At 55.6% G+C, this 7,382-nt stretch carries 8 protein-coding genes and 1 pseudogene; all 9 read right to left on the reverse strand.

The window, feature by feature from the left end; all coding sequences use genetic code 11:
- A pseudogene (locus SMC1_RS06230) lies at positions 1–734 on the reverse strand (NADP oxidoreductase); the annotation flags it as partial.
- Positions 731–1,264, reverse strand: coding sequence for a complex I 24 kDa subunit family protein (locus tag SMC1_RS06235; protein WP_119085917.1), 534 nt, complete (start codon positions 1,262–1,264; stop codon positions 731–733). The pseudogene SMC1_RS06230 and the gene SMC1_RS06235, both read right to left, overlap by 4 nt.
- 256 nt (positions 1,265–1,520) lie before the next feature.
- Positions 1,521–1,781 (reverse strand): TM1266 family iron-only hydrogenase system putative regulator, encoded by a 261-nt coding sequence (locus SMC1_RS06240; protein ID WP_119085918.1) that lies wholly within the window; start codon positions 1,779–1,781, stop codon positions 1,521–1,523.
- Between the two features lie 77 nt (positions 1,782–1,858).
- Positions 1,859–3,625: an NADH-dependent [FeFe] hydrogenase, group A6 gene (locus SMC1_RS06245; RefSeq protein WP_243626506.1), complete on the reverse strand. Its 1,767-nt coding sequence runs from the start codon at positions 3,623–3,625 to the stop codon at positions 1,859–1,861.
- A gap of 30 nt (positions 3,626–3,655) precedes the next feature.
- Positions 3,656–5,440, reverse strand: coding sequence for an NADH-quinone oxidoreductase subunit NuoF (gene nuoF / locus SMC1_RS06250; protein ID WP_119085920.1), 1,785 nt, complete (start codon positions 5,438–5,440; stop codon positions 3,656–3,658).
- 25 nt (positions 5,441–5,465) lie between these two features.
- Positions 5,466–5,834, reverse strand: a complete 369-nt coding sequence (locus tag SMC1_RS06255) for a (2Fe-2S) ferredoxin domain-containing protein (RefSeq protein ID WP_119085921.1) — start codon at positions 5,832–5,834, stop codon at positions 5,466–5,468.
- Positions 5,835–5,857: 23 nt separating this feature from the next.
- Positions 5,858–6,358, reverse strand: a complete 501-nt coding sequence (gene nuoE, locus SMC1_RS06260) for an NADH-quinone oxidoreductase subunit NuoE (protein WP_243626509.1) — start codon at positions 6,356–6,358, stop codon at positions 5,858–5,860.
- Positions 6,359–6,398: 40 nt separating this feature from the next.
- Complete coding sequence (locus SMC1_RS06265; protein WP_165849269.1) at positions 6,399–6,722, reverse strand: formate/nitrite transporter family protein; 324 nt, start codon at positions 6,720–6,722, stop codon at positions 6,399–6,401.
- Positions 6,723–6,953: 231 nt separating this feature from the next.
- Positions 6,954–7,124, reverse strand: coding sequence for a hypothetical protein (locus SMC1_RS10610; protein ID WP_165849270.1), 171 nt, complete (start codon positions 7,122–7,124; stop codon positions 6,954–6,956).
- Positions 7,125–7,382: the final 258 nt, after the last annotated feature.

Here is a 7,382-nt window from a genome sequence, read left to right on the forward strand (position 1 = left end):
TTCTTGAGGCGCGCTATCGACATGAAGTACTCGCCACGGACATAGACGATACCGACGTGAGCCCCGGTAGCGTAGCCGGCAATGGTCATAGCTTCGACGATACTGTGTGGATCTCCCTCGAGAATGAGGCGATCTTTGAACGTGCCGGGTTCACCTTCGTCAGCGTTGCACACGATGTACTTCTCGTCGCTCTGCTCCTTCGCGACCATGCCCCACTTCAACCCTGTCGGGAACCCCGCGCCCCCTCGTCCTTGGAGCTTGCTGTCGGTCAGGATCTGGATAACCTCACCGGGCTGCATCGCGAGAGCCTTGGCCAGCGCTTCATAACCGTCACGCGCAATGTACTCATCGATGTTTTGTGGATCGATGAGTCCTGCGTTTCTCAGGACGATTTTCTGCTGGCTTTTCCCTGTCTCCTTCTCGACCAGTCGCTTGGACGAGAGAGAGCGATCAATCGTGAGGCGCGAGACGACACGCCCTTTCAGGAGGTGCTCCGTGACGATCTCCTCAACGTCTGAAGGCATGACGTTGCCGTAGTAGACGTCATCCGGGAAGACAGCCAGAACGACACCCTGGTCATAGATACCAAGAGCACCAGTCTCGACCACCGAGACCTGACTGCCCAGGTTGTACTTGGCAATCGTCTCTTCCAGGACGTGCTTGACTTCAAGAGCGCCCTGAAGGACAGAGTTGGAGTCAACAGGAACGACAATCTGGGTTGAGAACAGCTTCACCGTGCACCTCCCGCGCGCTTTGCGTCGAGAATCCGTGGCAGGTCTTCCGGCATAAGGTTTCCATACGCGTCGTCATCGATCATGAGGGCCGGAGAAACACCACAGATGCCAAGACAGCTGGAAGCTTCCAGCGTAAACATCCCGTCCGAAGTTGTTTCGTCAATATCGACACCGAGCAACTGCCTCAGACTGCTCAGTATTGCCGGAGCACCCGTCACATGACATGGCCCGCTTGTACAGACACGGATTACATGCTGTCCCCGTGGCTCGGTCGACAGCATCGTATAGAAGGTCACAAAACCATTGAGCTGCGCAGGCGAGGTCCCGAGGAGTCGAGCGACTTCGCCCAGCACAGGTCCCGGGAGGGAGTTACCATAGTGGTGTTCCAGTTCAAACATGATGTCCATGTACGACAGCCGGCCGTGATGCTCAATACGATTTGTCTCTACCAGCTCACGCAGAAAACGCTTGTCTTCGTCGCTCAGCGGCTGCGCCTGGCCCGCTGGTCGAGTGACATTGTCCAACTCCATGCTTTCCTCCCTGATCGTTTTTTTCCCGGAGCACTGCGGCTCCCCTCAAAAGAACCAACCGCGCTCTGCACCACATGGAAACCACCCGAGCGCCGATCGTTTCGCACATGTTCCCTGCTGAAACGATTTTCCACAGACCCCTTGCTGTCTCTCCCTTTTCCCATTCCCTGCTCGATATGGACGGCTGGCGTTGTCTGGTACCCTTGGCAGCACCCGCCTGTCACCACAGGGGCTTTCCGTCCCAGCCTCCAGCCTATCAGAGGCAGACCGGACTCATCGTCGATTCGACAATAGTGTCCGGCACTGCAGTCAGTTCCACAGTCAGGCTCTGCAGCTGCTCCTTATCGCCGTCGACGATGAGCGAAATCACATGCAGACCATGGTCTCCATATGGCAGCCCCAGGCGTCCGATGATGAGGTCTCCATGGTTCGTGAGTATCTGGTTCACCTTCGGAGCCGTCGTCTCACGCTTGCTGATAATGATTGCAATGACTCCAACGTGCTTTGTGCTGTCCATTGACGTACCTCCCCCCTCGTTCCTGTAGAGCGCTGGAGGCGCCCGCCTGCTGGCGGGCGCCTCCATGTGTTCCCGTTCTACTCGCAGCTCCGATCGCAGTATTCGGTATGCAGCAGATGATGAGCCTTCTCGCTGTTCGGCTCACCCAGGAAATCCTTGTAGATCTTCTTGATCTCCGGATTCTCATGCGACTTACGGATCGGCTTGCCCGCATCCTCACGGTAGATGGCCTCGGCACGCTTCTTCTTGATGTCCGGATTGTCCGAAATGGGCTGTCCACCTCCGCCGAGACAACCACCAGGGCAGCACATGATCTCGATGAAGTGGTAGGGCGATTCGCCCTTCTGCACCTGTTCCATGAGCACACGCGCGTTTCCTAGTCCGTTAGCTACAGCGACCTTCAGGATCGTCCCGTCGATGTCGATATCAGCACTCTTGATGCCCTCCAGTCCACGCACATCCTCGAAGTCGAGCTTCGCCAGTGACTTCTTGGTCATGACTTCATAGGCAGTCCGCAGCGCAGCTTCCATGACGCCACCCGTGGCCCCGAAGATGACGCCCGCGCCCGTCGATTCACCCAGCGGCTTGTCGAAATCTTCATCTGGGAGGCTTGCGAAGTCGATGCCCGCTTCGCGGATCATCTTGGCGGCCTCGCGAGTTGTCAGGACGCAGTCGACGTCTTTGAACGCCTCCTCGTCTTTGAGTCCCAACTTCTCCTGCCAGTAGTGGAATGCCGTCTTCATCTCAGGCCGTTCCTTCTCGAATTTCTTGGCAGTGCACGGCATGACAGACACGACAACGATCTTCCTCGGGTCGATCCCCATCTTCTCGGCCCAGTACGTCTTCGTCACCGTACCGAACATCTGCTGAGGCGACTTGCAGGTAGAAACGTGGTCCAGCACCTTTGGGAAGAACGTCTCTGCAAACTTGACCCAGCCTGGTGAGCAGGACGTAATGAGCGGCAAAACGCCTCCGTTCTTGATACGCCCGATGAGTTCGAATCCCTCCTCCATGATGGTCAAGTCCGCCGAGAAATCAGTGTCAAAAACCTCGTCAAAGCCAAGACTCCGGAGCGCGGCGGCCATCTTGCCAGTCGCCTGCGTCCCGTCAGGCATGCCAAACTCCTCACCGATGGCGACGCGCACCGCCGGAGCTGTCTCAACAACCACGACCTTGTCCGGGTCTCCCAGCGCCTTCCATACGTCTGGAATCTCGCTACGCTCGGTGATGGCACCAGTCGGGCAAACAAGCAGGCACTGTCCACAGTTCACACACTCGACGTTCCCCAAGCCTTCGTCCAGGAATGTTGAGACAGTACTGTTCGAACCGCGCCCCATGATATCGATAGCATAGACGGATTGAACCTTGGCACACACGTTTACGCAGCGTCTGCAGAGCACGCATTTATTGGGGTCGCGTACCAGTGACAGCGATGTGTTGTCAACCGGCAGCCACTCTGTGCGGGTTCGCGGGAACTCCACTTCCCGCACCCCCAGCTCAGACGCCAGCTCACGAAGATCGCAGTTCTGGCTCCTCTCACACGTAAGGCAATCCTTCGGGTGATTGGCCAGCAGCAACTCGACATTGAGCTTGCGAGCCTCGCGAACGCGCGAAGTATTGGTCCAGACCTCCATGCCCTCACTGACCTTGGTCAAACATGCGCGCTGGAGGTTACGGGCACCCTTGATCTCAACGACACAGATGGCGCATGCGCCCTCCTCGCTGATTCCCTCTAGATAGCAGAGAGTCGGCACGTCAATCTTTGCATACTCCCTGGCGGCCCTAAGGATTGTCGTCCCGTCCGGCACCTGGTAGTCCCGTCCATTGATTTTCACATTCAGCATTCTCGTCTCCATGAAGTTCCTCCGGGTGAATTACTCTTTGCGGATCGCACTAAAACGACAGATTTCATAGCAGGAACCACACTTGGTACATTTGCTCTGGTCGATCACGTGAATTTTCTTGACCTCGCCGGTGATAGCGTGGACGAGGCACTGACGTGCACACGCAGTACAACCAACACACTTGTCCGGATTGATGCTGTAGGTGAGCAGATGCTTGCAGACATGTGCTGGACATTTCTTGTCCTCAATATGCGCGCGGTACTCATCTTCAAAAAAGCGAATAGTGGAAAGAACGGGATTGGGGGCTGTCTGCCCCAATCCGCAGAGTGACGTATCCTTTATGACATTGGCCAGCTTACTCAGTCTCTCGATGTCGCTATGCTGGCCCTTGCCATCACAGATGCGTTCCATAATATGGTACATCTGTCTGGTCCCCTCCCGGCAAGGCGTGCACTTCCCACACGACTCATCAACCGTGAACCCGAGATAGAACTTAGCAACATCGACCATGCAGTTGTCCTCGTCGAGGATGACAAGACCACCGGAACCCATGATCGTCCCAATCTCCTTGACCGTATCGAAATCGATGGGCATATCCAGATAGTCAGCGGTAATGACTCCTCCGGACGGACCTCCAGTCTGAGCCGCCTTGAACTTTTTGCCGTCACGGATTCCGCCACCGATGTCAAAGACCAGTTCACGGAGCGTCGTGCCCATGGGCACCTCGACGAGTCCCGTGTTCTGGACTTTCCCGACCAAAGCGAAGACCTTGGTGCCCGGACTCTTCGACGTTCCGACACTGCGGAACCAGTCTGCTCCATTGATGAGAATGGGCGCGATGTTGGCATACGTCTCCACATTATTGATGAGCGTCGGCTTGCCCCACAAGCCTGCCTGAGCCGGGAATGGAGGCTTGATACTTGGCGTTCCACGCTTGCCCTCGATGGACCGGAGCAATGCAGTCTCCTCGCCGCAGACAAATGCTCCTGCACCGATGCGAATCTCGATGTCGAAATCAAACCCACTGTTCAGGATATTCTTACCAAGGAACCCGTATTCGCGTGCCTTGCCGATCGCATACTCGAATCGCTCGATGGCAAGCGGATACTCGGCACGGACGTACATGTAGCCAGTTGCAGCACCGATGGCGAATCCTGCGATGACCATTGCCTCGATAACCGAATGGGGGTCACCTTCGAGGACGCTGCGGTCCATGAAAGCACCTGGATCTCCTTCGTCACCATTGCACACGACGTACTTTGGCGAGCCTGTCGCGTCTTTCGTAGCCTTCCACTTGATGCCCGTGGAAAACCCGGCTCCGCCACGCCCGCGCAGTCCCGAATCCTGTACAGTCTTGATAATTTCGTCCGGCGTCATCTCGAGTGCCTTGCCAAGAGCGAAGTACCCGTCACGAGCGATGTACTCCTCGATAGAAAGAGGGTCGATGACGCCACAGTTACGGAGGACGCGCTTGACCTGACGCGTGTAGAAGGGAATATCACCGCTGGTCTGAGCCTTCCTTTCGCTGGTCGGCTCAGTGTACAGCAACCCGCCAACAGTACGGCCCTTCACAAGGTGCTCATTTACGATAAGGCCTGCATTCTGCACATTGACCTTCTGGTAGAACGTCCCTTCAGGATAGACGACGACAATCGGACCCAGGTCGCATGCTCCCATACAACCCGTCTCGATGATCTGAACCTCATCCTGGATGCCGTTCCTGGCCAACTCTTCGACGAGTACATCCTTGACGCTCTTTTCACCACTTGTGATACAGGCGCCACCTGCACAGATCAACAACTGATTTCGTATCATTGCGTTTTCCCGTCTCCCTTTCCGGCTAGATGTTCCCCCGCTTGATGACCAGTTCAGCCACGACCTGCCCGCCCTGGACATGCTCGTGGACGATTCGGCGTGCATTGGCATCGTCGACATCTCCATAGATGACGCTGGGCTGGTCTTTCATCGATACTTCAATCGTCGGTTCCCGATCACAGAGACCCATGCAGCCAGACTGCACAACCTGGACATCATGGATATTCGCCTTTTCAAGTTCTTCAATGACAGCCATGAGAGTGTCCTTGGCTCCTGCAGCAATTCCGCAGGTCCCCATAGCGACAACGACCTTGCCCCGGTTCTTGGCCTGGCGAAGGTCCATGGCCTTGAGGGTCTGCTCCTTGATGCGCTTGAGTTCTTCGAGTGACTTCATCGTCTCCTCCTCTGTTTCCAGGGTTATGCGTATTTGTTCAGCAACGTGACGACTTTGTCCGGCGTCATGCGACCATACGTGTCTTTATCGATGACAACAACAGGGGCAAGGCCACAGGCCCCCACACAGCGCACCAGGTCGAGCGTGAAACGCCTGTCCTGTGACGTCTCCCCTGCCTTGATGCCCAGCGTCTTCATCACCCTGTCATACACAGTGCTGCCACCGCGGACATAGCAGGCGGTCCCCAGACACACGCTCACGGTGTGTCGTCCCTTTGGAACGCGGCTGAAGAAGTGGTAAAACGTCACGACGCCATACACGGTCGAGCGTGGCACATTCAGCCTTTTCGCTACATAATAGAGCACATCATCCGGGAGATAACCGAAAATCTCCTGGGCGCGGTGCATGACGTTGATGAGGCTGCCCTGTTGACTTGCCTTCTCATCGATGTACACGTCAAGTTCATCAAACTGCTTCTTCAGCTCTGGGTTCTCGTTCAGACGGTCTTCCAGGTTCATGCTCATACACGTTCCTCCTGTAGAGACTTTTCACTCACGGGCATCATCAGACTGCCATGATGAGGTCGTCGGGTGTGTTTATATTGAAGAAAGACATCAGTTTTTTGTCATACCGCATGACAAACTGCCTGTCGATAGCACCAAAGATCAGGAGTGCCACAAGAACTGACCAAGCCATATTGAAGAAGTACACCAGCACCCAATTGCGCAGGACTCCTCGCCAGGAAGATCGGTGACAGCGGGCGGACAGGGCAATGAGACTGTTTTTCGTAAACAGCTCGGCTCCAGCGAGCACGGCTAATCGTCTGAAGCTGAGTCCGACCTTCCTCTCTCCGCTGGTCGTCGTCAGTTCAGCGATTTTCGCAGGCAAAAGACACTCCAACGCAGTGCCTCCTTTTTTCCCCCATACACGTATGGTGTATTGACGGACATTTCTACCAACACACATACGAATACCCGGATTCCGTCACTGATTTCATGGTAACATGTGAATTGTATAACAGGATAGTATGAAGTCAAGACACTGCTCCACACTATGCTGACCATGGATTCAACCGTTCGGGAAAATCGGCAGGAACTGTGGTAGACCTGGAACAGCAGTTCAGGAAATCGGTTTGATACGACGCGCAATCAGCGAGGATAGGGCTCCGCTTATTACGGCTGTTACGAACTGCGGCCAGCCGAACAAGAACCGGATGAACGCTGCCGCAGCCACAGGCAATTTCGTCAGCGTCCCGACAATGGCGCCTATGGCAAAGTACAGAAACGCCATTGTGTAGCCGCGCCCATGCCAAGGCCGAACCAGCGCATCCTGGAATCAGCTGACCCGCCTCTCCGCGTCACCAGCCAGAACAACACGACAAGCAGGAGGTTTCCCGCCATGACTGCCGGTATCATCGCGGGTGAAACAAGATGCTGCTAATAGTTTACACCGAACCAACTCGACGGCCAAGTCGACTTGTGTGGAAGGCTCCCACCTCCTGGCTGACGAAGCGAACAATCACTGACATCAAGGGAAAAACGGGTACAG

This window comes from Candidatus Cryosericum septentrionale, assembly GCF_003570995.1.
GTDB classification, from domain to species: Bacteria; Caldisericota; Caldisericia; order Cryosericales; family Cryosericaceae; genus Cryosericum; species Cryosericum septentrionale.

Bases quoted from the DNA above. Each gene is read 5' to 3' on its own strand.
- SMC1_RS06235 (WP_119085917.1), bottom strand. From the start codon at position 1,264: ATGGAGTTGGACAATGTCACTCGACCAGCGGGCCAGGCGCAGCCGCTG.
- SMC1_RS06240 (WP_119085918.1), bottom strand. From the start codon at position 1,781: ATGGACAGCACAAAGCACGTTGGAGTCATTGCAATCATTATCAGCAAG.
- SMC1_RS06245 (WP_243626506.1), bottom strand. From the start codon at position 3,625: ATGCTGAATGTGAAAATCAATGGACGGGACTACCAGGTGCCGGACGGG.
- nuoF (WP_119085920.1), bottom strand. From the start codon at position 5,440: ATGATACGAAATCAGTTGTTGATCTGTGCAGGTGGCGCCTGTATCACA.
- SMC1_RS06255 (WP_119085921.1), bottom strand. From the start codon at position 5,834: ATGAAGTCACTCGAAGAACTCAAGCGCATCAAGGAGCAGACCCTCAAG.
- nuoE (WP_243626509.1), bottom strand. From the start codon at position 6,358: ATGAGCATGAACCTGGAAGACCGTCTGAACGAGAACCCAGAGCTGAAG.
- SMC1_RS10610 (WP_165849270.1), bottom strand. From the start codon at position 7,124: ATGGCGTTTCTGTACTTTGCCATAGGCGCCATTGTCGGGACGCTGACG.